This window comes from Amaricoccus sp. B4 (assembly GCF_043226085.1).
In the GTDB taxonomy this organism is placed as follows: domain Bacteria; phylum Pseudomonadota; class Alphaproteobacteria; order Rhodobacterales; family Rhodobacteraceae; genus Amaricoccus.
In genome coordinates, this window is record NZ_CP171225.1 from 1,967,725 (window position 1) to 1,992,337 (window position 24,613).

The window sequence follows — 24,613 nt, forward strand, 5'->3', positions numbered from 1 at the left end:
CGGCTTTGCGCAAATCCGGAGGGAGCAAATGCCTGATCCCCTTGTCGGCATCGTGATGGGCAGCCAGTCGGACTGGGAAACGATGCGCGGGGCCGCGGAGATCCTCGAAACGCTCGACGTGCCGCACGAGGTACGCATCGTTTCGGCTCACCGCACGCCGGACCGCCTGTTTTCCTATGCCGAGACCGCGGCGTCCCGCGGGCTTGCCGTCGTCATCGCCGGTGCGGGCGGGGCGGCACATCTTCCGGGCATGCTCGCCGCCAAGACCCGCCTGCCGGTGCTCGGTGTGCCGGTGCAGTCGAAGGCGCTCTCGGGCATGGATTCGCTCCTCTCGATCGTGCAGATGCCGAAGGGCATTCCGGTCGGCACGCTTGCGATCGGCCCGGCGGGCGCGGCGAACGCCGCCCTTCTCGCCGCCGCCATGCTCGCGGTGAACGATGCGGGCCTCGCCACCCGTCTCGAAGCCTGGCGCGCCGCCCAGACCGACGCCGTTGCGGACGCGCCGCAAGATGTCTGAGCCCCTCGCCCCCGGCAGCACCATAGGCATCCTCGGCGGCGGCCAGCTTGGCCGGATGCTTGCGCTCGCCGCCGCCCGCCTCGGGCTGCGCTGCCATATCTACGAGAATGCGGACGCTCCGCCCGCCGCGCAGGTCGCCGACGCCTTCACCCGCGGCGCCTATGACGACCGCGCCGCCCTCGAGGCCTTCGCCGCCTCGATCGATGTCGCGACCTACGAATTCGAGAACATCGACCTCGCCGCGGTGGATGCGCTCACGCCCCTCGTCCCGGTCCGCCCCGGCCGCCGGGCGCTCGAGGTAAGCCAGGACCGCATCGCCGAAAAGGATTTCCTCTCCGGGCTCGGTCTGCGCACCGCGCCCTATGCCGCGGTATCGAGCCTTTCCGAGCTCGAAGACGCGATGGAGCATGTTGGCACGCCCGCGATCCTCAAGACCCGCCGCTTCGGCTATGACGGCAAGGGCCAGGCGCGGATCATGGGCCATGGCGGTGCTTCCGATGCCTGGGAGGCGATCGGCGCGCGGCCTGCGGTGCTCGAGGGCTTCGTCAGCTTCGAGCGCGAGATTTCCGTGATCGCCGCGCGCGGCCTCGACGGCGATGTCTCGGCCTTCGATCCCGGCGAGAACCAGCACGAGAACGGCATCCTGCGCCGCACGACCGTGCCCGCCGCCATCCCGCCCTCGCTGGCGCAGGACGCGGTGCTGCTGGCCGGGCGCATCCTCAACGCGCTCGACTACGTGGGCGTGATCGGGGTGGAGCTCTTCGTGGCGCCCGACGGGCTCGTGGTGAACGAGATCGCGCCCCGGGTACACAATTCCGGCCACTGGACGCAGAATGCCTGCCTGATCGACCAGTTCGAGATGCATGTCCGCGCGATCTGCGGCTGGCCGCTCGGCGACGGCAGCCGCCACTCGGATGCGGAGATGCTGAACCTGCTCGGAGATGAGGTCGACGGTGCGCCGCAGCTCACCGGCGCCGCCGTGCATCTCTACGGCAAGGGAGAGGCGCGGCCGGGGCGCAAGATGGGACACGTCAACCGTATCTCGCCACGGAGCTGAGCGGGTGTATTCCGGCCTCCGCCTCGCCGTTCGCGCGGTAATCGTCGAGGCCGGACGGCTGCTGCTCGTCAATGCCTATCCCGGCGCGCAGAGCGATCTCTGGTGCGCACCGGGCGGCGGAGTCGAACCCCATGCGAGCCTGCCCGAGAACCTCGCCCGGGAGGTCTACGAGGAAACCGGCCTTGCCGTCCGCATCGGCGCGCCGCTCGCCGTGTCGGAATTCCACGATCCCGGGCGAGACTTCCATCAGGTCGAGCTCTTCTTCGCCGCCAGGATCACCGGAGGCGCGCCAAGTGCGACCTGGGCCGACACCGAAGGCGTCGTGAATCGCTTCCGCTGGGCGGCGAAAGCCGACATGGCCGCGCTCCGCTTCAAGCCCGACATCTTGCCGGAGCTTGCCTTCGGCACCCCCGCGCCTGCGCTCTACGACCCGCTTGAACCGATCGTGCCCTGACCTGCGGTCAGGCGTAGACCGCTTCCTTGCCGAAATGACGCGCAAGCAGGTAGTAGACCACGGCGCGATACTTGTTGCGGTTCGAACGGCCATACTGATCGAGCACCGTCTCGATCGCCGCGTCGAGCTCCGGCCCATCGGCCAGACCGAGCTTCTTCACCAGGAAATTCTTGCGGATTGTGGCAATCTCGGCGGGGTCCGTTCCGGCCACCGTCGATGAATCCTCATTGTAGATGGCCGGCCCAAGCCCGATCGCGACCTTGGTGAGCAGCTCCCTGTCCGGGGAGACCCCGCATTTGACACGCAGATCCTCGGCATACTGCGCGATCAGATCATCGCGTTTTCCCATGATTTTCCTCCCGTAGCGCCGTTTCTTGTCACAACAGCCTGCGCGCAGCGAAGAATTGCGTCAAGCAGGCGCTCTCTCGGGCGACGGGCGGTCCAGGGAAAAGACCACATGCGGGCGCAGCGGATGACCGGCCTCCAGAAGCGGGTGCTCGAAATCGAGCTCCGGGGTGCGTCGCATGCCGATCCGCCGCATCACGGCCTGCGATGGAAGGTTTGCGGGCACTGTGAAGGCAACAATCCGGCTGAAGCCCAGCGTGCCGAACCCGTAGCCGAGCCAGCCGCGTGCGGCCTCGCTCGCGTAGCCCTTGCCCCAGTGGGCGCGCGCGAACCGCCAGCCGATCTCGACCATCCCCCGGACGGGCGCATCATAGCGAACGTGTGCGAGGCCTGCGATTCCGAGAAAGGCACCGTCGGCGCGCCGCTCGACCACAGCGAAACAGATTCCCTCGGCGCGCCATCGCGCGAGCAACCGGTCAAAGACCTGGTCGCTTTCCGCCCGGCTGAGCGGAGCGGGAAAATGCGCCATCACTTCCGGGTCGGCGCTCATCGCCGCGAAGGCATCCCGATCGGCGTCTTGCCCGCACCGGAGCAGAAGCCGCTCGGTCTTGATCATCTGGCGCGCCCCTCGAGCACCGGCTCGAGCAATACCCGCGCCTCACGGACATCAAGCTCCATCTGCCGGACCAGCGCCTCGGCGCTCTCGAACCGCAGCTCCGGCCGCTGCCAGCTCACCAGGGCGACAGAGACCTCGGCACCGTAGAGATCACCGGAAAAGTCGATCAGATGAACTTCGAGATTGGGCCGGTTCTCGCCAAAGGTCGGCCGCGCGCCGATCGAGGCACAGCCCGGCCACCTGCCCTGCCAGGGACCGCTGAGCACATCGACGATCACTGCATAGACGCCGAATTTCGGCTGGTGCAGCGCGTCGAGCCAGAGGTTGATGGTGGGAAAGCCGAGCGTGCGGCCGCGCTTGTCCCCGTGCTGGACAACGCCCTCGATCCGGTGCCAGTGGCCGAGCACCCGCGCCGCCTCCTCGGGATGGCCCTCGGCGAGCGCCTTGCGGATCGCGGTGGAGGAATAGTCTCCCGCGTCGTCGCAGACGAGAGGGGCCGCCGTCACGCCGAGGCCGAGCGCGGGGCCGATCTCGCGGATGAGACCGATATCGCCGCGCCGGTTGCGGCCGAAACGGAAATCCTCGCCAGCGACGACATGGCAGAGACCGAGCCCGCCGACGAGAACTTCCCGCACGAAATCCTCGGGCTCGAGCCGCGCCAGGTCCGCATCGAAATGCAGTTCGTAGAGCTGCTCGACCCCGAGCTTGGCGAGCCGGTGCGCACGGGCATCGGCCGTCATCAGCCGGAAGGGCGGCGCATCAGCCTGGAAGAAGCTGCGGGGATGGGGTTCGAAGGTGACGACGCCGAAAGGCGCATCATGTGCCGCCGCCGCTGCATGGGCGAGCGCCAGCACCGACTGGTGGCCGAGATGCACCCCGTCGAAATTGCCGATGGCCGCCGCTGCGCCGCGGTCCTCCGCCGGGATGCCCAAATAGCCGAAATGTCTCTTCATGGCCCTCCGGGCCGCAGGAAGAGGCCCTCTCGTCAGTCGAACTTGCGGCTCGGCGCCAGGACCAGCGCATCGCCTTTCACGACAACGGTATCGCCGACCCGGCACAGGCATTCAAGGGTCACCCGGCGCTTGGAGTGGTCGATATCCTTGACCGAGACGATCGCCTCGACGCGGTCGCCGGGGCGCACGGGGGCGAGGAACTTGAGGTCCTGCTTGAGATAGACGGTGCCGTGGCCCGGGAGCTGCTCGCCGATGACCGCCGAGATCAGCCCCGCGGTGAGCATGCCGTGCGCGATGCGGCCGCCGAAGATCGTGTCCTGCGCATAGGAATCGTCGAGATGCACCGGATTGTGGTCGGTCGAGAGTTCGGCGAACATCTCGATCTCCCTGTCTCCGATCGTCTTCGACACGGACCGGGTCATGCCGATTTCGAGATCCTCGATGCAAATCGTGCCAACCGGCAGATTGTGGTCCCGTGCGTCCAACATCACTCTCTCGCTCCGCCTACAGTGTTGCAGTGCGATACATATACGCGAAAACGCCGCATCGCGCAACAGGCGCGCGCAACTTTCAGCACGATACAGGACCAAGGTAGTAATTATGTTGCTCTCGGTTAACGCCCCTCCGGTTCAGCCCAGATAGGCCATGGCGAACTTCGGGGAGAAGCGCGCGGCCCGCAGGAAGCGCTCCAGCAACTCCGGATCCGGCCCGCTGCTCCGGGATGTCGCGGTCTCTTCCGCCGCGAGACCGCCGCTGATGAAGACGCAGTCGAGGGCCTCGCCCATGGCGCCCTGGATGTCGGTGGCAATGCCGTCGCCAAGGCAGAGGATGTCCTGGGTGTCGGCCGGCGCACCGAGATGCCGGGCGAGTTTCTCGCGGGCGAGCGCGTAGATCGGCGGATGCGGCTTGCCGAAATAGAAGCTCTTGCCGCCCGCCTCCGTGTAAGCTTTTGCAATTGCGCCAGCGCAGTAGATCCGGTGCTCGCCCACGTCCACGACCACGTCGGGGTTGGCGCAGAGGAGCTTCAGCCCCTTGGTCTTGCCATAGAGGATCGTCGCCCGGTAATCCTCCGGCGTCTCGCTGCGGTCGTCGAAAAGGCCAGTGCAGACGATGCCCTCCGCCTCCTCCAGCGGCACGCGCTCCACGTCGATCTGCTGCCCGTTCGGCCCGACGAAGAAGCCGAGATCCCGCTCCGGCCCGATGTGATAGACCTTGCGGCCGAAGGCGCCCGAGGCCATCGCTTCCTGCGCCGCATCACCCGAGGTCACGATAAGATCGTAGCAGCTTGCTGGCGCGCCGAGCGCTTCGAGTTGCACTGCAACATCCCGTTCGGGCCGCGGCGAATTCGTCAGCAGCAGGACGGTTCCGCCCCGCGCGCGAAACCGCTCGAGCGCCGCGACCGCTGCGGGAAAGGCGCGGGTGCCGTCGTGGAGGCAGCCCCAGAGATCACAGAAAACTGCATTGTAGCCGGGATCGATCTCGTCGAGGGTCCGGATGATCTTGGTCATGAATTCCCCTTTCCAGCCCAATGGCCGCTGCCCGGGGAGTAGCCGATTCCGCGCGTGAAATCAAAGCGCCCCGCCCGCCAGGTTTTTCTGTGGAGCGCCGCTTGACACGACTCGGGGCGCTGCCTAGGTAAGCGATGCGCTAGCACTCCCGGGTGGCGAGTGCTAACAAGATCAACCAGCCCACCCGTAAAGGTTGGAACGCAACAAGGAGCGATCCCAATGCAATTCACCCCGCTGCATGACCGTGTTCTGGTTCGCCGCATCGAGAGCGAAGAGAAGACCAAGGGCGGCCTCATCATCCCCGACAGCGCCAAGGAAAAGCCCTCCGAGGGCGAAGTCATCGCCGTTGGCGAAGGCGCGCGCAAGGATTCGGGCGAGCTGATCCCGATGGCCGTCAAGGCGGGCGACCGCATCCTCTTCGGCAAGTGGTCCGGCACCGAGGTCAAGATCGACGGCGAGGACATGCTCATCATGAAGGAGAGCGACATCCTCGGCATCATGACCGACAAGGCAGCAGTCAAGGCCGCCTGAGCCCGACCGCCGTTCGTCGCAAAACTGAATTCACGAGGAGTATCCCGACATGGGTGCAAAACAGCTCAAGTTCGATACCGACGCCCGCAATCGCATGCTGCACGGCGTCGACCTGCTTGCCAACGCGGTGAAGGTGACCCTCGGCCCCAAAGGCCGTAACGTCGTGATCGACAAGTCCTTCGGCGCCCCGCGCATCACCAAGGACGGCGTCACCGTCGCGAAGGAAATCGAACTCGAAGACAAGTTCGAGAACATGGGTGCGCAGATGGTCCGCGAAGTGGCCTCCCGCACCAACGACGAAGCGGGTGACGGCACCACCACCGCGACCGTCCTGGCTCAGGCCATCGTGCGCGAAGGCATGAAGTCGGTCGCCGCCGGCATGAACCCGATGGACCTGAAGCGCGGCATCGAGCAGGCCGTGGCAATCGTCGTCGCCGAGATCAAGTCGAAGGCCCGCACGGTTTCCGGCTCCGATGAAGTCGCCCAGGTCGGCACCATCTCCGCCAACGGCGAGACCGAGATCGGTGCGCAGATCGCCGACGCGATGCAGAAGGTCGGCAACGAGGGTGTCATCACCGTCGAAGAGAACAAGGGTTTCGAAACCGAAACCGAAGTCGTCGAAGGGATGCAGTTCGACCGCGGCTACCTGTCGCCGTACTTCATCACCAACGCCGACAAGATGATTGCAGAACTCGAAGACTGCCTCATCCTGCTCCACGAGAAGAAGCTCTCCTCGCTCCAGCCGATGGTGCCGCTGCTCGAGACTGTCATCCAGTCCGGCAAGCCGCTCCTCATCATCGCGGAAGACGTCGACGGCGAAGCGCTCGCGACCCTCGTCGTGAACAAGCTGCGCGGCGGCCTCAAGATCGCAGCCGTGAAGGCACCGGGCTTCGGCGACCGCCGCAAGGCCATGCTGCAGGACATCGCGATCCTGACCGGCGGCCAGGTCATCTCGGAAGACCTCGGCATGAAGCTCGAGAATGTCAGCCTCGACATGCTCGGCAAGTCGCGCAAGATCACCATCACCAAGGACGAGACGACGATCGTCGACGGTTCCGGTGAGAAGGCCGAGATCGAAGCGCGCGTCAGCCAGATCCGCCAGCAGATCGACGACACCACCTCCGATTATGACCGCGAGAAGCTCCAGGAGCGTCTTGCGAAGCTCGCGGGCGGCGTTGCCGTGATCCGCGTCGGCGGTGCCTCGGAAGTGGAAGTGAAGGAACGCAAGGACCGCGTCGACGACGCGCTCAACGCGACCCGCGCTGCCGTTCAGGAAGGCGTTGTCGTGGGCGGCGGTGTCGCGCTCGTCCAGGCGTCGAAGAAGCTCACGGGCATCGAGGGTGCGAACCCCGACCAGACCGCCGGCATCTCGATCGTCCGCCGCGCGCTGCAGTCGCCGCTGCGCCAGATCGCCGAGAACGCCGGTGTCGACGGCGCGGTTGTCGCCGGCAAGATCATCGAATCCGATGATCCGGCCTTCGGCTTCAACGCCCAGACCGAAGAATATGGCGACATGTTCAAGTTCGGCGTGATCGACCCCGCGAAGGTCGTGCGCACCGCGCTTCAGGATGCGGCTTCGGTCGCCGGCCTGCTCATCACCACCGAAGCCATGATCGCCGACAAGCCCGAGCCGAAGGGCCAGGGCGGCGGCATGCCCGACATGGGTGGCATGGGCGGCATGGGCGGCATGATGTAATCTGCCCGCTGTTGCGGAATGCGGAAAGGGCGCCTCCGGGCGCCCTTTCTCGTTTCAGGTCCGTGGTCCGGACGCGCCCTATTCGGCCGCGACGAACTTCCGGATCTGCCCGGATTTCAGCCGGTCGTAATAGGAGCGCACCTCCCGCCCCGCGATCGGCAGAAGCACGTAGAGCGCGATGATGTTGACCACCGCCATCGCGAAGATCATCGCATCCGAGAAGTCGATCACCGCGCCGAGCTGTGCGGCCGCGCCAACCACCACGAAGAAGCAGAAGAGCAGCTTGTAGACGAGCTCCTTGGTCTTCCCCTCGCCGAAGAGATAGGTCCAGGCCTTGAGGCCGTAGTAGGACCAGGAGATCATCGTCGAGAAGGCGAAGAGCAGCACCGCAAGCGCGAGCACATAGGGGAACCACGAAAGCCCCTGTGCGAAGGCGACCGATGTCAGCTCGACGCCGGAAACGCCGTTCACCGTCTGGATCACGCCGTTCTCGACGACATAGAGACCGGTTTCGGGATCGATCACCAGGGCACCCGAGATCGAGATCACCAGCGCCGTCATCGTGCAGATCACCACCGTGTCGATGAAGGGTTCGAGCAGCGAAACGGTGCCCTCCGTCACCGGCTCCTTCGTGCGCACCGCGGAATGCGCAATCGCCGCCGAACCGACGCCGGCCTCGTTGGAGAAGGCCGCGCGCCTGAAGCCCTGGATGAGCGCACCCGCCATCCCGCCGGCAACGCCAAGCCCGGTAAAGGCCCCCTCGAAGATCTGACCGAAGGCCCAGCCGATCTTGTCGGCGTTCATGATCAGCACGATCAGGGCGGCCCCGACATACATGACGCCCATGAGGGGCACGACCTTCTCCGTCACGTTGGCGATCGACTTGATGCCGCCGATGATGACCGCGAAGACGATCGCGGCAAGAATGATCCCGGTGATCCAGCCCTTGCCGTCAAGGAAGCTGCCCGGGCCACCCATGACGTTCACCAGCTGCGCATGCGCCTGGTTGGCCTGGAACATGTTGCCGCCGCCGAACGAGCCGCCGATGCAGAAGATCGAGAACAGGATCGCCATGAAGCGCCCGCCCCCGACGCCGCGCTCCTTGAAGCCCTTGGTCATGTAGTACATCGGCCCGCCGGAGACGGTCCCATCGGGGTATTCGTTGCGGTATTTCACCCCGAGCGTGCATTCGGTGAATTTCGAGGCCATCCCCATGAGGCCGGCGATGATCATCCAGAAGGTGGCACCGGGGCCACCTATCCCCACCGCAACGGCGACACCGGCGATATTGCCAAGGCCGACCGTTCCCGAGAGCGCGGTTGCCAGCGCCTGGAAATGCGAGACCTCACCCGCGTCGTTGGGATCGGAATAGTCCCCCTTGACCAGCGAAATCGCGTGGCCGAAAGCGCGGAACTGGATGAAGCGGAAGTAGATGGTGAAAATCGCGGCGCCGCTCACCAGCCAGACCACGATCCAGGGGAAGCCCCCGGTGCCGGGAAGCGGCGCGAAGATGAGGTTCACGAACCAGCCCGTCGAGCTCGCGAATATGTCGTTCACCTTCGCATCGAAGCTCCCCGCTTCCTGCGCCATCGCGGCACCGGCCGCGGCCATGAGCGCCAGGGCGCCCGATACGATTGGAATAAGTCGCATGCGTTTCGCCTCCTCGTTCATGGAATGATGGTCACGGGCACGGTCGCAGCAGCGACGAGCTTGCCCGTCACGCCACCAAAGATCCGCTCGCGCAGCCCGCGCTCGCCGACCCGGCCGATCACGATCTGCTCGGCGCCCTTTGCCTTGGCCATCGCTTCGAGAAGTTCGGCGGGATCACCGTGGCGCACCTCGGTAGAGACCTTGAAGCCCTCGGCTTCGAGCGCCTTGGCTGCGGGCGCAAGGATATAGTCCCGCGCCTGATCGATCTCGCGCTCGCGCCGCTTGTGGCGCTCGGCGAGCTCCTCCGGTGTGTGGAAGGAATACGGCGACCAGTCGATCACGAAAGCGAGCGCCAGCTCGCAATCCCCGATCAGTCGCGAAAGCGCCTTGGCATGTGCCAAGGCCCGTTCGCCGGCCGCCGAGCCATCCAGCCCGACAAGTATGCAAGTCATAAATGTAACCCCCAGCTGGTTCACAACGGAATTGTGAAGGCCGAGAGGGCGTTACGACAAGACAAACCGACCGCGCGCCTGCATTTTTTGCTCACAAAGAGCGCAAATGCGCAGAAGCGCACAGAATTTATCCAGATTTGTCAGATACTTTTGCGAACGTGATCGCCATGCGGCAAATCCGGGCAAAAGCCCGGATTTCAGTGATCCCGGAGCCTTTCGGCCCTCGAGTGCGCCGCGCCGACCGGGAGTCGACGAGATATGCGTATCGGAACCGGGCGCGGTGAAGCTGCCCGACCCCCGAACGCAGCAGCCATAAGCAGCAGGACGAGGCCTGCCGAAACACACTCCAGAAACCCGACTGTCATCCCGTAACTCCTCCGGTCGACGCGACGCCTGTGCAACCTGCGGCCGAATGTTTAAGGCGTCGTTACCGCGAACCTCCGCACCGGGGCCGGAACGTCGGCTCATCCCCCGCGACAATTGCCTCCCGGCGCCAAACCGGCCCGGTCCCACCACATGTAGTGATCGTCACGGCATGCCGGATCCAGATGGAGCATGGCGCCCTCCAGCGGGACCTGTTCGGGCCGGGTGCAGAAAACCCCGGAGAAAAGGTGCAAAATTTGATGCAACGCCTCTCCGCCCCGGATTTGTCTCCCTTGCGCACGTTACCCTTCCGAAACGCCTTGAAAACCCCACCGCGTTCGAGAGTATATGCGGCGCCCCAAGGGGCCATGGCCGATGCCTTGCCGGAGCGCCGGGTGGCATGGGCCGAACGGGCCGCATCCGGAGACGGCACCGAACCAGAGCAATCACGGGAGGACGGATTGGATCGCCGCACATTCATCAGGGCCGCTGCCACGGGCGCGGCCGGAACCGCCGCCCTCGCGGCGCCCGCCATTGCCCAGGACCGGCAGGTCGTGAAGATGGTGACCACTTGGCCGAAGAACTTCCCCGGCCTCGGCACCGGCGCCCAGCGCCTCGCCGACCGGATTACCCAGGTTTCCGAGGGGCGGATCGAGGTGAAGCTCTTCGCTGCGGGCGAGCTGGTGCCGGCCTTCGAGAGCTTCGATGCCGTCTCCTCCGGCGCGGCCGAGATGTATCACGCGCCCGACTACTACTGGCAGGGCAAGCACAAGGCGTTCAACTTCTTCTCCGGCGTCCCGATGGGGTTCACCTGCCAGGAGCTCAACTCCTGGATCCGCTTCGGCGGCGGGCAGGAACTCTGGGACGAGCTCGCCGGGCAGTTCAACGTCAAATGCGAGATGACCGGCAACACCGGCGCGCAGATGGGCGGCTGGTTCCGCAATCCGATCACCTCGATCGACGACATGAAGGGGCTCAAGATCCGCATTCCCGGCCTCGGCGGCGAGGTGATGCGGCAGATCGGCGCAAGCGCGGTGGCGCTTCCGGGCGGCGAGATCTTTCCGGCGCTGCAGTCGGGGGCGATCGACGCGGTGGAATGGGTTGGCCCCTACAACGACCTCGCCTTCGGTTTCTACAAGATCCTGAAGAACTACATGTATCCGGGCTTTCAGGAAGGCGGCTCGGGCATCGCGCTCGGCATGAACAAGGGCTGGTGGGACGCGCTTTCGGAGACCGATCAGGCCGTCATCCGCAGCTGCTGCGCGGCCGAGCTCGACATCATGCTTTCGGAATTCAACTACCAGAACTCGGTCGCGCTCAACACGCTCCTGACCGAGCACGGGGTTCAGCTTCACCGATATCCCGATGACGTGCTGAAGGAGCTTGCCGCCGCGTCCGAGAACGTCGTTGCCGAGGTCGGGTCCGGGGATCCGATGAGCGAGCGGGTCTATGCCAGCTACAAGGATTTCCGCAAGCTCATCGCGGGCTGGTCGCGGCTCTCGGAGCAGGCCTATCTCGACACGCGGGACGCAAACCTCGAACTTTGAGGCACCGCGCGCCGCCGGCAGGGTCCGGCGGCGCGGGTCCGCGGGGGGGAGCGGGTGATGCAGCAGGTCTACAGGATCCTCGACGGGATCAGCGAAACCATCGGCCGGGTGATTGCCTGGTTCACGCTTCTGATGGTGCTGATCCAGTTTCTCGTCGTTCTTCTGCGCTATGTCTTCGCGGCCCCCGGCTTCCTCGGGGTCTCCTCGCTCTGGTGGCAGGAATCGATCATCTATCTCCACGGCAGCCTCATCATGCTGGGCGCGGGCTACACGCTGCTGCATGACGGGCATGTGCGGGTCGACATCTTCTATGCCGAGGCCTCGGACAGGGTCCGGGACTGGACGGACCTTCTCGGCTCGCTCTTCTTCCTGCTGCCGGTCTGCTGGGTGATGTGGTGGTCGGCGGCGCCGAATGTGGCGATGTCCTGGACCATGCACGAAGGCTCGCCCGAAGCTTCGGGCATTCCCTACCGCTATCTGCTCAAATCGACCGTGCTGGCCGCGGCCGTGCTGCTTGCGCTTCAGGGCCTCTCGACGGCGCTCAAGTCGGCGCTGCGGCTGGCGGGGCACAAGGTGCACGATCCCTTCCATGGCGAAAAGAGCCTCGACTAGAAAGATACCCCGCCCGTGACCGAGGTTCTGCTCACCCATCTCGACCTTCTGATGTTCGTCGTCGCGATCGCGGCGCTGCTGCGCGGCTACCCGGTCGCCTTCACCCTGGCGGGGATCGGGCTGGTCTTTGCCCTGCTCGGGGCCTGGTTCGAGATCGGCTATTTCGCGACCGGGGATCTCGGCTTTCTCAAGCCGTTCTACAGCCGGATCTTCGGCATCATGGACGAGACCAACGAGGTGCTCGTCGCGGTGCCGCTCTTCATCTTCATGGGGGTGATGCTCGAGCGGAGCCAGATCGCGGGGGACCTGCTCGAGACCATGGGGCGGCTCTTCGGGCAGCTTCCGGGCGGGCTCGGCTTTTCGGTCACCTTCGTCGGCATGCTGCTCGCGGCCTCGACGGGCATTGTCGGGGCGACGGTGGTGACGATGGGGATGATCTCGCTCCCCTCGATGCTCAAGCACGGCTATTCCCGCTCGCTCGCCTGCGGCTCCATCGCGGCCTCGGGCACGCTCGGGCAGATCATTCCGCCCTCGATCGTCCTCGTCATCCTCGGCGATGCGATCTCCAACGAATATATCGAGGCGCGGCGGAACGCGGGCGACTGGGCGCCCGACCCGGTTTCGGTGGGCGACATCTTTGCCGGCGCCATGGTGCCGGGGCTGATGCTGGTGGGGCTCTATTTCCTCTATCAGGCGGCGGTTGCGATCCTTTCGCCCGCCTCCGCGCCGCCGATGCGGCTGGAGGAGACCGGGCGGGCCTCGGCGGGGCAGATCGTGCGGGTGCTGGTGCCGCCCATTGCCCTCATCGTCGCGGTTCTGGGCTCGATCCTCGCGGGCATCGCCACCCCGACCGAAGCGGCGGCGGTGGGCGCGGTGGGCGCGATCCTGCTGGCGGGGGCGCGGTTTCGCGAGGGCGGAGCCTGGCCGCAGTATGCGGCCTTCGCGGGCATCGCCGGGGCGCTGCTGCTCAGCAATTCCTTCGATCTCCGCGTCACCCGCGAGGTCATCGAGCCCGCCGACCGGATCGCGATCTGGGCGGCCGGCGCGTGCTGCGCGCTGATCGCGCTCGGGATCGGCTCGAGCCTGCTCGCCGCCCTCCGGCGGAAGACGGCGGAGACCGGCAGGCCGGTGCTCACGGATGTGATGCAATCGACGACGCGGGTCACCTGCATGGTCTTCGTGATCCTGATCGGGGCGCAGCTCTTCAACCTCACCTTCCGCGGGCTCGGGGGCGAGGAGACGGTTCAGGAGATCCTCGACGCGCTGCCCGGCGGGGCCTGGGGGGCGCTGGCGGCGGTGATGCTGGTGATCTTCATCCTCGGCTTCTTCCTCGATTTCCTCGAGATCGTCTTCGTGGTGGTGCCGATCATGGCGCCCGCGCTCTTTTCCTATTCGAACCCCGACGGCTCGGTCTTCTTCGATCCGGTCTGGGTCGCGGTGCTGATCGCGGTGAACCTGCAGACCTCGTTCCTGACGCCGCCCTTCGGCTTCGCGCTCTTCTATCTCAGGGGGGTGGCGCCGCCCGAGGTCCGCACGCTCGACATCTATCGCGGCGTGGCGCCCTTCGTGCTGCTCCAGCTGGTGATGCTGGGGGTGGTCGCGGCGTTTCCGGCGCTGGCCACATGGCTCCCGTCGCTGGTCTTCGAGTAGGGCTCCGGGCCGTGAAATCGGGGCGTTTCACCGTGAAAACGGAAAAACGGCGCTGATTTCATTGGATTTTCCTAGTTAACATATCATGAATGCCGCCTTCGAACCGGGGCGGGCGCGCGGGCGGGAGAGGCCCGTGCCGGCGCGCGGCTCCGGCCTAGCCGTCGCAGGCGCAGCCGGGCGGTTTGTGGCAGGTGTAGTTGCGGCTGATGCAGCTGTCGCCGCAGGCCTTGCCCTTGTGGCAGGTCTTGCAGCAGGCCGCCTCGAAGACCCGCTCCGGCGCGGATCGCTGCCGCAGGCCATCCCAGATGGCGGCGGGCTCGAGACCCGCCAGCGGCGGCGCCCCCTCGCCCGCCTGCGCGACCGGCGCGGACAGGAGTGCGACGAGCACGGCGAGTGCTCGCACAAGTGCAAATGACTTCATGACCAATACCCCTTCCCGCGAGGATCATGGCGCGGGAAGGGGTATCCCTGTCAAGAATTCGAATGTGACTATTCGACGGGCCGGGGGATCTCGACGTGGCCGCTCCGGCCCGCGGCGGGCGGTGCGCCTCTGCCGCGCCGCGCGGCCGCGCTCGATGGCTTCATCCAATGGCTGGAGGTGCGAATCGCTGGCGTGCAGCGCTCTGACATCTTCCGGGCCGCCTGACGAGCAAGGGCACAACTCTCAGAAAGGAAGCTCTTCATCCTCATCAGATTGTTCAGGGTGCGCGCCGGCAGGCAGGGACACGTTCGTCGTGACAAAGAGATCGAGAATATCGCCTCGATCCATGAACAGAATTTGCGAGCGCTTCGGCGCGTCGAGCTGTGCGCCGAGCCAGTTCATGGCCTGCTTCGTAATCTCGCCACCGGCGACTATGAACGCATGGTCCACCAAGACCTTTCGGTTCAAATCCTGATCGAAAATTTCGTGACCCAGCATCATGCTGACTTGGTTGTGGATTTCCGCAACGTTAGCGTTTCCCGACTTGCTTACCCCAGATGAATCCAGCTTTCCCTTTTTTACCTGAATTCCGAAGTATAGAACGTGACCTGTCGGAAGCGTATACTTCATCCAGATGTCCTTGCCGTACTCCAAGGCCTTGTCCTTGTGCCCTGCCGCCGTGATGCGGCGAAATCCGAGATTTCGGAACAAGGGCAGGAGCACTCCCTCGATTAACTCATCCTCGGAACACCGATCCAGGTAGTCGGACAGATGCTTTCTGCGAGTGATCTCCTCTGACGACAGGGGACGATGAGGATTTATGGGTTGGGCGCTCGTCTTCGTCTTGATGTGTCGCAGCCGGGCGACGGAGTCCTCATCGTAGAACGCCTCCCAACCTTCTTGTTTGAGAACCGTATTGACGGCGGCCAGCGCATTAGCGCGGTCTTCGTCACCCGTCTGCGCTTCCCGCGTGTCGAGCAAAGTTTGAATAATGCGAAGGAACGGATCGGGAGGAAGCTGTGGCGACTGCTGAGGAAGCGCCAAGACTTCCTTCAGCCGATCCGAGACCCAGCGCCAACGCGTGCTGCCATAATGAACATACTCAAGATCGCAATCCTCGAAGAATTCCGTGAGGCGGGAGCTGGACCGATACGGAAAGTACTGACGCGCCTCATCGTCCCCGCAGATCATACGAGCAAGCTCTCTAACGCTTCTCTCCGTCCACTTCATGACAACCGTCTCTCTCATCAGTCCGTCTGCCAGAATGTGGGACTATTTTGACCAGGGCGGAAGACGATACTCCAGGGTCAGAGAGACTGTTGAGTTGGGAGGGACGCCCACACGATCTGCGGCCCCCCAGTGACTTCATGACCAATACCCCTTCCCGCGAGGATCATGGCGCGGGAAGGGGTATCCCTGTCAAGAATTCGAATGTGACTATTCGACAGGCCGGGGGACCTCGATCTGGCCGCTCCGGCCCTCGGTGGGCGGTGCGCCTCTGCCGCGCCGCGCGGCCGCGACGGCCGCTCCGAGCATGACGAGGGCGGCGGCGGCGACGATTTCCCAGCTCATGGGCGCGAGGCCCGCCGCGATCAGCAGGATGGTGGAGACCAGCGGCGTGAGGTAGGAGAGCGCCCCGAGCAGGGGCATGTGGCCATGCTTGGTCGCGTGATCCCAGGCGAGGAAGGCCACACCCACCGGGCCGATGCCGAGCAGCACGATCGCCGCCCATTGGCCGGCGGTCGGCACCACGGTGGGCTCGAGCGCGAGGTGAAGCCCGCCCCCCGCCAGGGCGACGAGGCCGCAGACCCCGCCGATCATGCCGCTGGGGCTGGCGCGGAACCGCGCGTTCGCGACCGAGTAGACCGACCAGACCAGCGCGCAGGCCGCGGCGGCGGCATATCCGAGCCATGCGTGGGGGTATTCCCCCGCCGTGACGCCGCCCGCCCCGGCGGGGGCCCGGATCACGACCACCATGCCGAGAAAGCCCAGGCCGGCCCCGACCAGATGCCGCAGCCGGAAGGCGCCGCGCGCCGTCAGCGTCGAGAGGAGCACGATCAGCAGCGGCCAGAGATAGGCGATCAGGCTGGCCTGCGCCGCGGGCGCGAGGCTGAGCGCCGTGAAGTAGAAGGCGTGGTAGGCGAAGATGCCGGCGAAGGCGAAGGCCCAGGCGGCGGGCGGCTGGCGCCAGCTTGCGAGCCCGCGGCGGCCGCGGCGCAGCGTCAGCGCGCTGTTGGAGAGGAAGGCGACGGCAAAGCTGAGCGAGAGAAGTTCGAAGGGCGGAAGCGGCTCCGCGAAGCGGGTCAGCAGGGCGAGCGCCGACCAGCAGGCGATGGCGACGATCCCGATGGCGGTGGCGCGGCCGGCGCCGGAGAGGGGCTCGGGGGCGGAGGGGGTCGGAGGGGTGCGCATGGAGGGGCCGGGAGGTTTCGAGTGTCCCTCCGGGCATAGGCCGGCCCGCGCGCCGGGTCTTGGGCCGGGCCTGCCGGTTACTGGTCCGATCCTGCCGTTTCCGCATCGCCCCGGCCGCCGTGGCGCCGGCGATAGGCCGCCGGGGTGACGCCGTGCGACCGCTTGAGCGCGCGGGTGAGCGCGCTCTGATCGGCATGGCCGGTCAGGTGGGCGATCTCGGCGATCGGGAGCGATGTCCGGGCGAGGAGGTCGAGGACGCGCTCGCCCCTGCGCCGGGCGAGATAGGCGTGCGGCGTGGTGCCGAGCTCCTCGCGGAACAGCCGGTGGAGCCGCCGCGGGCTGGCGCCCGCCGCCCGCGCGATCACCGCGATGCTGGGCGGGCTGTCGAGATTGGCCTCGATATGCGCCTGCGCCCGGGAGACCGGCCCCGAGGCGCTGCGCTCGGCGGCAGGGGCCGCGGTGGCCAGCAGGAGATCGACCCAGGCGGAGGGGTCGGGAAGCCGCTGGCCGGCAAATCCGGCGGCATAGGCGACGAGATGATCGAGCGCGGGGCTCATCGGGAAGAAGATCCTGTCGGCCAGCTGGTCGATGGCGGCGCTGGCCCCCCTCCCCCCGGCCAGCCCGTCCCGCGCGAGATCGACCACGAGGAAGCCGTGATCGCCCCGCACCTCGAAGGCGTGCGCGTGCCCGGAGGGAATGAAGGCCGCGCCCTGCCGGCTGACGGTGCCCGCGCGGCCGGCGATCTCGATCTGCATCAGCCCCGCGCGCGGCAGCACGAGCTGGTGGAAATCGTGGCGGTGACGCGCGGCTCCGGCGGCGTAGGAGCGCTGTTCGAGGCGCGGCAGGGGCATCGGGTTCATGGCGCGACCTTGCTCGGTGCGGGACTTCCGGGGGGCGGGGCTTCGGGTGTGCGGGACTTCGGGGGCGGGATCGCCCGGCGCTCTGTGGCCGGGCGCCCGGGATGGCCGGTCAGCCGCGTGCGATCTTCTGGGCGATCGGGAACTGGGCCGAGAAGCGCGCGCGCAGGATCAGGGTGAAGACCACCACCGCGCCCACCTGATGGACGATCGCGATCTGCCACGGCGCGCCATGCATCACGGTGAAGATGCCGAGCGCGAGCTGGGCAAGGAGGGCGAGCCCCATCGCATCGAAGGCCCTGCGGATGTGGAGCATCGAGGACTTGCGGCTGCGGACCCAGGCGACGGCGGCGAGCAGCACCAGCAGGTAGCCGACCACGCGGTGGTTGAACTGGACCAGCGCGGCGTTCTCGAGGAAATTCCGCCAGAGCGGCGTGATCTCGAAGGCTTCGGGCGGCAGGATGGCGCCGTTCATCAGCGGCCAGTCGGTATAGCCGCGGCCCGCGTCGATGCCCGCCACCAGCGCGCCGAGCAGGATCTGGACGAAGGCGACGCCCGTCAGCACCGCGCCCCAGCGCATCAGCGCCTCGTTGCGCTGGCGCCGGGCCTGCAGCAGCTCGGCGCTCTCGCGGCGGAGGCGGAGCACATACCAGCTGATGAGGCCGAGAATGGTGAAGGCGAGCCCGAGATGGACCGCGAGCCGGTAGGAGGCGACAGCGACCATCTCGCCGCCGAGCCCGGAGGAGACCATCCACCAGCCGATGGCGCCCTGGAGCCCGCCGAGCACGCCGAGGCCGAGGAGGCGCGGGGTCCAGCCGGGCGGGATCTGCCGCCGGAGGAGGAACCAGAAGAAGCCCAGCGCCCAGACGAGGCCGATGGCGCGGCCAAGCTGGCGGTGGCCCCATTCCCACCAGTAGATCGCCTTGAACTCGGCAAGTGTCATGCCGGGATTGACCAGCTCGAACTGCGGGATCTCGCGGTAGCGGGCGAATTCGGTTTCCCAGGCGGCCGCGCCCGAGGGCGGCAGCGCGCCGAGGACGGGCTTCCATTCGGTGATGGAGAGCCCCGCGTCGCGCAGCCGGGTCATGCCGCCGATGACGATCATCGCGGCCACCAGCAGGAAGAGGAGGGTGAGCCAGAGCGCGATGGCGCGGCGCGCGGGCGACGGGCGGCGCGGCTTTGCCGGCACGGCGGCGGCGGCGGGGGCCGGTTTCTCCCCCACTTCCTCGAAAATGCTGCGTGTCTTGCGGTTCATGCCCACCTCCGGCAAGGATCTCAGGCACCGTGCTAGACCAAAACCGCCCCGGATTGAAACGCAATCTGAGGCGGGATTCCGGCCAGTTCAGGGCGTTGGAGCGCGGCGCGGGGGGCCTCAGCCCTGCTCGGTGCCGCGCGCCCGCGGCGGTTCGGACAGCGCGCGGATGACGCCGTGGAGCGTGCGCACATCGGCATCCGTGAGCGGCGCGCGGCGGAAGAGGTTGTCGAGATTGGCGACCATGCTCGGCCGCTTCTCGTCGGGCCAGAAGAAACCGGCGCCATCGAGCCGGGCGACGAGGCGCTCGACGAAGCGGTCGATCTCGCGGGTCTCGGCGAGGCGGGTGCCCGCGAGGCGGTATTCCTCGGCCTCGGCCGGCACTTCGCCCCGGCCCCATTCATAGGCCATGAGCAGCACGCATTGCGCGAGGTTGAGCGAGGAGAACGCCGGGTTGACCGGCACGGTGATGACGGCATTGGAGCGGATCACGTCGGCGCTCTCGAGCCCCGAGCGCTCCGGGCCGAAGAGGATGCCGACGCGCTCGCCCGCCGAGATCATCGCGCGGGCCTCCTCCATGGCGCGCTCGGGCGTGAGCACGCGCTTGGTCATCGCCCGGTCGCGCGCGGTGGTGGCGAAGATCTGGGTGAGATCGGCGCAGGCCTCGGCGGTGGTGGGCGCGATCATCGCCTCGTCGAGCAGCCGCCCCGCCCCGCTCGCCATCGCCACGGCCTTCGGGTTGGGCCAGCCGTCGCGCGGGTTGACGATGCGCATCCGGTCGAGGCCGAAGTTCCACATCGCGCGCGCCGCCGCGCCGATGTTCTCCCCCATCTGGGGGCCGACGAGGATGAAGGCCGGTCCCGGCCGCGGGCCCTCGCCCGTATCCTGATTCGCGTCTGTCACCTTGGCTCCTGCCTCCCGCTGTCGCGGGAGGGGTGATAGTCGGAAAGGGCGCGGGATGCAAAGCGGCGCCCGACGGGGGGCGCCGCCGGGGCGTCAGAAACTGGCGCGGAGCGTGATCTCGGCGCGGCGCCCCTGGCCATAGATCACGCTGTCGTAGAAGCCGGTCGTCTGGTAGTACTTCTCGTCGAGGAGGTTGGTGACGTTGAGCTGCAGCGTCGCCGCCTCGGTCATCCGCCAGGCGGCCATCGCGTCCACGAGCGTGTAGGGGTCCTGCACGATGTCGGTGTCGAAGGCGCTTTCGCCCGGCACGGTGGTGAGGCTTCGGGTCTTGCTCTGCCAGCGCAGGCCGCCGCCGATGGTGAAATCGGAGAACCGGCCGGGCAGGTCGTAGCTCGTGTTGAGCTTGAGGCTGCTGCGCGGCTGGTTGGTGTTGACCTCGGCGCCGTCGTCGTCGCGCGAATAGCGGTAGGTGTAGCCCCCGAAGACATTCCAGCCGGGCAGGATCTCGCCCGCGAGCTCGATCTCGAAGCCCTGGGTCCGGATGCCGTCGATCGCCTCGTAGACGCCGCGGTTGGTGTCGGCATCCCAGTAGAGGTAGTTGGCGTAATCCGACTGATCGGTCTGGAAGAGCGCGGCCGAGGCGTTCAGCGCGCCGCCGAACCAGCCGGCCTTGGCGCCGATCTCGTAGTTGTTGCCCTGGGTCGGGTCGAGATAGTCGCCCGCGGCATCCTGCACGACCTGCGGATAGTAGATGTTGGTGTAGCTCGCATAGAGCGTGTAGGTGTCGCCGAGATCGTAGGTGACGCCGAGATAGGGCGTCACCTCGCCGGAATAATCGTATTCGAAGGCGTTCTGCCGCCCCTCCCAGTAATTGAGGCGGGCGCCGGCGATCAGGTGGAGCGCCTCGGTGACGGCGAAATCGCCGGTGGCGTAGACGGCATACTGGGTGGTCTCGCTCTCGTCGGTGGATCCGGGCTCCGACGGCCAGTCGGGTTCGGGATAGGACCCGTCCCAGCCCCAGAGGCTCGGAAGCGGCGCGGTTTCGGTGGGGCTGTAGGCGTCCTGCTCGGTCTCGGCGTGGCTCGCGAAGGCGCCGAGGACGAACTGGTGGTTGCGGCCGAGGGCGGTGAAATCGCCGTTGAGCGTCGCGTTCGCGGTATTCTGGGTGCGCTCGCCGATATAGCGGGTGGTGGAGGTGCCGTAGCCGAGGCCGGTCTCCGGATCGGGATTGCCGTAGAAATACATCAGCTTGGCGTCGCTGTCGTTGTGGAGGTGGTTGAGCCCGATCCGGCCGGCCCAGCCGTTGTCGAAGACATGCTCGAGCGCGCCGAAGACCTCGGTCGTGCGCGTGGCCCACTGCGTCCAGTCGGAGCCGGTGGTGGCGCCATCGGGCCAGTCGATGAGCGCGCCGGTGCTGTCGACGGCGGGCAGGCCGGCCCAGGTCGTGCCCGAGGGGTCGGTGTCCTGGTGGCTCGCACCGACGCTCAGGGTGGTGTCGGGCCCGAGATCGGCCTCCACGATGCCGTAGAAGATCGAGCGCTGTTCCTCCCACACATCCTGGGTGCTGCCGGTCGTCTGCCCCGCCGTGACGAAGCGGCCCCGGAGCCGGCCGTCGAAGGCGAGCGGGCCGGAGATGTCGATCTCGCCGCGCACATAGTCCTCGGTGCCGGCGGTGGCGGCGGCGCTGGCCTGGAAGTCGCGGGTCGGGCGCTTGCGGATGAAGTTGACCGAGGCGCCCGGCTCGCCCGCGCCGACCATGAGGCCGGTGGCGCCGCGCACGAGCTCCACATGGTCGTACATCGCCATGTCCACCACGGCATCGCCATACTGATAGGCGGAATCGACCGATGTGGGGACGCCGTCGAACATGTAGTTGGTGATCTGGAAGCCGCGCGAGAAGAACAGGGTCCGCTCGCTGTCGTATTTCTGCACCGTGATGCCGGTGGCGTTTTCCATCACGTCGGTCACGTCGGTCAGGTTCTTGTCCTGCATGAGCCCGAAGGTGACCGCGGAGGTCGATTGCGGCGTATCCTTCTGCGGCAGCATCAGCCCGGTGGCCGACCGCATCCAGTCGGTGGTCCAGGAGCCGGTGCCCTCGGTGGTGGTGCCCGCCGCGGCCGTCACGTCGATCGTGTCGAGCACGAGCATCGCGCCGCCGGGCGCCTCTTGCGTCGGCGCAGGCACGGAGGGCGCCGCCGCGCCGGGCGCGTCGTCCTCCACCATGTCCTGAGCCTGGAGCGGGGCCGCGAGCCCCATCGCCGTTCCCACCATCAGTGCGGCGCGTACACGCCGCCTGCGGCGCACATCCCGTGCGTCCCCTGTCGTCATTCCAACCCTCGCTTCTCTTCAGAGACATCTCGATGGCTGGCGAAAGGCTGGCGCGGGCCGGAAACTATCAGCGGCGGCCGGGGGCGTCCAGTGTCGGCGCGGACCCGCAGCGAAGCCTACCCCTCCGCCACGGGAGCGTGCTACGGTGCCGGCCGGAGCGAGGCACGAAGCCGCCCGTCGGAACCTGCCGGCGGGACGGGGCGATTGAGGCATTTTTTTACGTATACCCTTGTATACCGGACTTCCATTTGCTGCCGCAATCGTCTAGAGAAGCCTCGCCAACCCACCATTCAGGATGCGAAGGGGCTGCCCATGACCAAGATCAAAGTCGATAATCCGGTCGTCGAGCTCGACGGCGACGAGATGACCCGGATCATCTGGGATTTCATCAAGCAGAAACTGATCCTGCCGTATCTCGATATCGACCTGAAGTATTACGATCTTGGCATCGAAGAGCGTGACCGGACGGACGACCAGATCACCATCGACGCCGCCAACGCGATCAAGGAATACGGCGTCGGCGTGAAATGCGCCACGATCACCCCCGACGAGGCCCGCGTCGAGGAATTCGGCCTCAAGAAGATGTGGCGCTCGCCGAACGGCACGATCCGCAACATCCTCGGCGGCGTGATCTTCCGCCAGCCGATCATCTGCCAGAACGTGCCGCGGCTCGTGCCGGGCTGGACCCAGCCGATCGTCGTCGGCCGTCATGCCTTCGGCGACCAGTATCGCGCCACCGACTTCCGCTTCCCCGGCAAGGGCAAGCTCACCATCAAGTTCGTGGGCGAGGATGGCGAGACGATCGAGCGCGAGGTGTTCGATGCGCCTTCGGCCGGCGTCACCATGGCGATGTACAACCTCGACGATTCGATCCGCGATTTCGCGCGCGCCTCGATGAACTACGGCCTCTCGCTCGGCTGGCCGGTCTATCTCTCCACCAAGAACACCATCCTCAAGGCCTATGACGGCCGCTTCAAGGATCTGTTCCAGGAGGTCTACGACGCCGAATTCGCCGACAAGTTCAAGAAGGCCGGGATCACCTACGAGCACCGCCTGATCGACGACATGGTCGCCTGCGCCATGAAGTGGAACGGCGGCTATGTCTGGGCGTGCAAGAACTACGACGGCGACGTGCAGTCCGACACCGTGGCCCAGGGCTTCGGCTCGCTCGGCCTGATGACCTCGGTGCTGATGACGCCGGACGGGAAGACGGTGGAAGCGGAAGCCGCGCACGGCACGGTGACGCGCCACTACCGCCAGCATCAGGCGGGCAAGGAGACCTCGACCAACTCCATCGCCTCGATCTACGCCTGGACCGGCGGCCTCAAGCATCGCGCCAAGCTCGACGACAACTCGGCCCTGCTGAACTTCGCCGAGACGCTCGAGAAGGTCGTGGTGAGCACCGTCGAATCGGGCTCGATGACCAAGGACCTCGCGCTCCTCGTCGGGCCGGACCAGAAGTGGCTCACCACCATGGGCTTCCTCGAGAAGGTCGACGAGAACCTCAACAAGGCCCTGGCGGGCTGACCGGCATGGCGGCGGGCCCTTCCCCGGAGAACCGGCCGGAGGGGCCCGCCGCCCCGCGCCACAGCGCGCTCGAGGATGCCCAGGGCCTCTTTGCCGGGACCGTGATGGTCTCGCTCGGCCTTGCGCTTCTTCAGCATCTGGGGCTGGCGACGGGGCAGATCGCGGGGCTCGCGCTGCTCGTCGCAACCTGGACCGGGCTCGGTTTCGGCCCGGTCTTCTTCTGTCTGAACCTGCCCTTCTACTGGCTCGCGATCCGGCGGATGGGCTGGGCCTTCACCCTCAAGACCTTTGCCGCCGTGCTGCTCATCACCGTCTTCTCGATGGTGCAGCCGAAGCTCCTGACCTTCGGGACGGTGTCGCCGCCGGTGGGGGCGCTTGTGGCGGGCATCGTCTCGGGCGCCGGGCTGCTCGCGATCTTCCGCCACCGCGCGAGCCTCGGCGGCGTCGGCGTGCTCGCGCTCTATCTCCAGGACCGCTACGGCTTCCGGGCGGGCTGGACGCAGATGATCGTGGATGCCGGCGTCTTCGCGCTGGCCGTCTTCACCCTGCCCCCGGGGGCCGTGTTCTATTCGGTGCTCGGCGCGGTCGCGCTCAATCTCGTCATCGCCATCAACCACCGCCGCGACCGCTACATCGCGATGTAGGCGGCGGCGGGCGGTGGCCCCGCCCCCCGTGGCTCAGACGCCCTCGACCACCACGAGATCGCGCACGGAGACGCCATGGGCGAAGCCGAGCGCCACCTGATAGGCATCGGAGTGGTAGCAGGCTTCCGCGGCCTCGAGGCTCGGGAATTCGATCACCACGTTGCGGGCGCGCCCCTTGCCCTCGAGCGTCACGCTGCGCCCGCCGCGGGCGAGGAAGCGGCCGCCATGCGCGGCGATCGCGCTGGTCGCCGCCTTGGCGTATTGCGCGTAGGTTGCTGCGTCGCTCACATCGACGTGCGCGATCCAGTAGGCAGGCAT

The 24,613-nt window shown here is 66.8% G+C and carries 25 protein-coding genes; 10 read left to right on the forward strand and 15 right to left on the reverse strand.

Annotated elements, in window-relative coordinates; translation table 11 throughout:
* Positions 1-28: 28 nt before the first annotated feature.
* The 3 genes from purE to ACF66B_RS09465 are packed head-to-tail and all read left to right on the forward strand — an operon-like array spanning position 29 to position 2,028.
* Positions 29-517 carry a 5-(carboxyamino)imidazole ribonucleotide mutase gene (gene purE, locus ACF66B_RS09455; protein WP_111431468.1) on the forward strand — a complete coding sequence of 163 codons (489 nt, stop codon included), beginning with the start codon at positions 29-31 and terminating at the stop codon, positions 515-517.
* Positions 510-1,574 (forward strand): 5-(carboxyamino)imidazole ribonucleotide synthase, encoded by a 1,065-nt coding sequence (locus ACF66B_RS09460; RefSeq protein WP_111431469.1) that lies wholly within the window; start codon positions 510-512, stop codon positions 1,572-1,574. The genes purE and ACF66B_RS09460 overlap by 8 nt, the downstream gene beginning before the upstream one ends.
* A gap of 4 nt (positions 1,575-1,578) precedes the next feature.
* Positions 1,579-2,028 carry an NUDIX domain-containing protein gene (locus tag ACF66B_RS09465; protein WP_392662408.1) on the forward strand — a complete coding sequence of 150 codons (450 nt, stop codon included), beginning with the start codon at positions 1,579-1,581 and terminating at the stop codon, positions 2,026-2,028.
* A 7-nt stretch (positions 2,029-2,035) separates the two neighbouring features.
* On the opposite strand, the gene ACF66B_RS09470 is transcribed toward ACF66B_RS09465, so the two are convergent.
* From ACF66B_RS09470 to ACF66B_RS09490, 5 genes are all read right to left on the reverse strand, one after another.
* On the reverse strand, positions 2,036-2,377 hold the full coding sequence (locus ACF66B_RS09470; protein WP_111431471.1) for a DUF2853 family protein: 342 nt from the start codon (positions 2,375-2,377) through the stop codon (positions 2,036-2,038).
* Between the two features lie 60 nt (positions 2,378-2,437).
* On the reverse strand, positions 2,438-2,989 hold the full coding sequence (locus ACF66B_RS09475) for a GNAT family N-acetyltransferase (RefSeq protein WP_111431472.1): 552 nt from the start codon (positions 2,987-2,989) through the stop codon (positions 2,438-2,440).
* Positions 2,986-3,942: a bifunctional riboflavin kinase/FAD synthetase gene (locus ACF66B_RS09480; protein WP_111431473.1), complete on the reverse strand. Its 957-nt coding sequence runs from the start codon at positions 3,940-3,942 to the stop codon at positions 2,986-2,988. Before ACF66B_RS09480 ends, ACF66B_RS09475 begins: the two co-directional genes overlap by 4 nt.
* A gap of 32 nt (positions 3,943-3,974) precedes the next feature.
* Entirely contained in the window at positions 3,975-4,430 is a 456-nt protein-coding gene (locus ACF66B_RS09485) for a MaoC family dehydratase (protein WP_111431474.1), read from the reverse strand.
* 141 nt (positions 4,431-4,571) lie between these two features.
* Positions 4,572-5,450: a TIGR01459 family HAD-type hydrolase gene (locus ACF66B_RS09490; protein WP_111431475.1), complete on the reverse strand. Its 879-nt coding sequence runs from the start codon at positions 5,448-5,450 to the stop codon at positions 4,572-4,574.
* A 219-nt stretch (positions 5,451-5,669) separates the two neighbouring features.
* Here ACF66B_RS09490 and groES point away from each other — a divergent pair, with 219 nt between their 5' ends.
* Entirely contained in the window at positions 5,670-5,981 is a 312-nt protein-coding gene (groES, locus tag ACF66B_RS09495; protein WP_111431476.1) for a co-chaperone GroES, read from the forward strand.
* A gap of 49 nt (positions 5,982-6,030) precedes the next feature.
* On the forward strand, positions 6,031-7,677 hold the full coding sequence (groL, locus tag ACF66B_RS09500) for a chaperonin GroEL (protein ID WP_111431477.1): 1,647 nt from the start codon (positions 6,031-6,033) through the stop codon (positions 7,675-7,677).
* Between the two features lie 78 nt (positions 7,678-7,755).
* On the opposite strand, the gene ACF66B_RS09505 is transcribed toward groL, so the two are convergent.
* Together ACF66B_RS09505 and ACF66B_RS09510 are read right to left on the reverse strand one after the other, a co-directional pair.
* Entirely contained in the window at positions 7,756-9,327 is a 1,572-nt protein-coding gene (locus tag ACF66B_RS09505; protein WP_111431478.1) for an alanine/glycine:cation symporter family protein, read from the reverse strand.
* 17 nt (positions 9,328-9,344) lie between these two features.
* A complete protein-coding gene (locus tag ACF66B_RS09510) occupies positions 9,345-9,779 on the reverse strand; it encodes a universal stress protein (protein WP_111431479.1) in 435 nt (144 codons plus the stop codon).
* Positions 9,780-10,603: 824 nt separating this feature from the next.
* Here ACF66B_RS09510 and ACF66B_RS09515 point away from each other — a divergent pair.
* From ACF66B_RS09515 to ACF66B_RS09525, 3 genes are read left to right on the forward strand one after another with little or no spacing between them, the layout of a single operon-like run.
* Positions 10,604-11,689 carry a TRAP transporter substrate-binding protein gene (locus tag ACF66B_RS09515; RefSeq protein ID WP_111431480.1) on the forward strand — a complete coding sequence of 362 codons (1,086 nt, stop codon included), beginning with the start codon at positions 10,604-10,606 and terminating at the stop codon, positions 11,687-11,689.
* Between the two features lie 57 nt (positions 11,690-11,746).
* Complete coding sequence (locus tag ACF66B_RS09520) at positions 11,747-12,301, forward strand: TRAP transporter small permease subunit (protein WP_111431481.1); 555 nt, start codon at positions 11,747-11,749, stop codon at positions 12,299-12,301.
* Positions 12,302-12,316: 15 nt separating this feature from the next.
* Positions 12,317-13,951, forward strand: coding sequence for a TRAP transporter large permease subunit (locus ACF66B_RS09525; protein ID WP_392662419.1), 1,635 nt, complete (start codon positions 12,317-12,319; stop codon positions 13,949-13,951).
* A 154-nt stretch (positions 13,952-14,105) separates the two neighbouring features.
* On the opposite strand, the gene ACF66B_RS09530 is transcribed toward ACF66B_RS09525, so the two are convergent.
* The 7 genes from ACF66B_RS09530 to ACF66B_RS09560 form a co-directional block, all read right to left on the reverse strand.
* On the reverse strand, positions 14,106-14,372 hold the full coding sequence (locus ACF66B_RS09530; RefSeq protein WP_111431482.1) for a hypothetical protein: 267 nt from the start codon (positions 14,370-14,372) through the stop codon (positions 14,106-14,108).
* A 243-nt stretch (positions 14,373-14,615) separates the two neighbouring features.
* Positions 14,616-15,602, reverse strand: a complete 987-nt coding sequence (locus ACF66B_RS09535) for a hypothetical protein (RefSeq protein WP_111432150.1) — start codon at positions 15,600-15,602, stop codon at positions 14,616-14,618.
* A 207-nt stretch (positions 15,603-15,809) separates the two neighbouring features.
* A complete protein-coding gene (locus tag ACF66B_RS09540) occupies positions 15,810-16,784 on the reverse strand; it encodes an EamA family transporter (protein WP_111430950.1) in 975 nt (324 codons plus the stop codon).
* 77 nt (positions 16,785-16,861) lie between these two features.
* Positions 16,862-17,644 carry an AraC family transcriptional regulator gene (locus ACF66B_RS09545; protein WP_111430951.1) on the reverse strand — a complete coding sequence of 261 codons (783 nt, stop codon included), beginning with the start codon at positions 17,642-17,644 and terminating at the stop codon, positions 16,862-16,864.
* Positions 17,645-17,753: 109 nt separating this feature from the next.
* Positions 17,754-18,896, reverse strand: coding sequence for a heme A synthase (gene ctaA / locus ACF66B_RS09550; RefSeq protein ID WP_111430952.1), 1,143 nt, complete (start codon positions 18,894-18,896; stop codon positions 17,754-17,756).
* 117 nt (positions 18,897-19,013) lie between these two features.
* Entirely contained in the window at positions 19,014-19,796 is a 783-nt protein-coding gene (locus tag ACF66B_RS09555) for an RNA methyltransferase (RefSeq protein WP_392662424.1), read from the reverse strand.
* 93 nt (positions 19,797-19,889) lie between these two features.
* Positions 19,890-22,124 carry a TonB-dependent siderophore receptor gene (locus ACF66B_RS09560; protein ID WP_111430953.1) on the reverse strand — a complete coding sequence of 745 codons (2,235 nt, stop codon included), beginning with the start codon at positions 22,122-22,124 and terminating at the stop codon, positions 19,890-19,892.
* 312 nt (positions 22,125-22,436) lie between these two features.
* On the opposite strand from ACF66B_RS09560, the gene ACF66B_RS09565 reads away from it, so the two are divergent.
* Entirely contained in the window at positions 22,437-23,651 is a 1,215-nt protein-coding gene (locus tag ACF66B_RS09565; protein ID WP_111430954.1) for an NADP-dependent isocitrate dehydrogenase, read from the forward strand.
* 5 nt (positions 23,652-23,656) lie between these two features.
* The gene (locus tag ACF66B_RS09570; RefSeq protein ID WP_111430955.1) at positions 23,657-24,295 is read left to right on the forward strand and encodes a YitT family protein; all 639 of its coding nucleotides are present in this window, start codon (positions 23,657-23,659) and stop codon (positions 24,293-24,295) included.
* Positions 24,296-24,328: 33 nt separating this feature from the next.
* Here ACF66B_RS09570 and ACF66B_RS09575 read toward each other — a convergent pair whose 3' ends face one another.
* Positions 24,329-24,613, reverse strand: coding sequence for a DUF1330 domain-containing protein (locus ACF66B_RS09575; RefSeq protein WP_111430956.1), 285 nt, complete (start codon positions 24,611-24,613; stop codon positions 24,329-24,331).